This is a genomic window from Geodermatophilus sp. SYSU D00705 (genome assembly GCF_054050135.1).
In genome coordinates this window covers 1-885 of the sequence record NZ_JBJGYT010000080.1, presented here as the reverse complement: position 1 = coordinate 885, position 885 = coordinate 1, and the positions used below count along the sequence as shown (strand labels likewise).

1 protein-coding gene is annotated in these 885 nt (G+C 71.4%); it reads right to left on the bottom strand.

Going from position 1 to position 885, the window contains the following annotated elements; genetic code table 11:
* Positions 1–885: RNA polymerase sigma factor (locus tag ACI78Q_RS23695; protein WP_456925933.1), on the bottom strand; the 885-nt coding region annotated here is incomplete at both ends.

The window sequence follows — 885 nt, the reverse complement described above, 5'->3', positions numbered from 1 at the left end:
GGTCGAGGCTGATGGGCTCCCGGGCGTACTGCTGGATCTCCAGCACCTTGTCCGGGGTGATGTCCATCTCCTTGGCCAGCTCCTCCGGGGTCGGCTCGCGCCCGAGGTCCTGGAGCAGCTCGCGCTGGATGCGGCCGAGCTTGTTGATGACCTCGACCATGTGCACCGGGATGCGGATGGTGCGGGCCTGGTCGGCCATGGCGCGGGTGATCGCCTGCCGGATCCACCAGGTGGCGTACGTGGAGAACTTGTAGCCCTTGGTGTAGTCGAACTTCTCGACCGCGCGGATCAGGCCGAGGTTGCCCTCCTGGATGAGGTCCAGGAACGCCATGCCGCGGCCGGTGTAGCGCTTGGCGAGGGAGACCACGAGGCGGAGGTTGGCCTCCAGCAGGTGGTTCTTGGCCCGCTCGCCGTCGCGGACGATCCAGTTGAGGTCGCGGCGCATCTGGGGGGAGAGCTTCTGGCCCTCCTCCTCGGCCTGGCGCAGCCGCTCGGCGCCGTAGAGGCCGGCCTCGATCCGCTTGGCGAGGTCGACCTCCTCCTCGGCGTTGAGCAGGGCGACCTTGCCGATCTGCTTGAGGTAGGCGCGGACCGAGTCGGCCGAGGCGGTGAGCTCGGCGTCCTTGCGGGCCTGCCGCAGCGCCTCGGACTCCTCCTCGTCGTCCCACTCGAAGTCGCCGCCCTCGGCCGCGGCGGCCTCCTCCTCGGCGGCGGCCTCGACGGCGACGCCGTCGGGCCCGGCGACGACGGTCTCGTCGAGCTTGAGGCCCTCGCCCCCGTCGACGACCGCGACGGCGGAGTCGTCGGTGGCCACGGCGGTCAGCACGGCGCCCTCACCGGTGCCCGGCGACGGCGTGATGCTGGGCTTGCCCTTGGCGGCGGTGG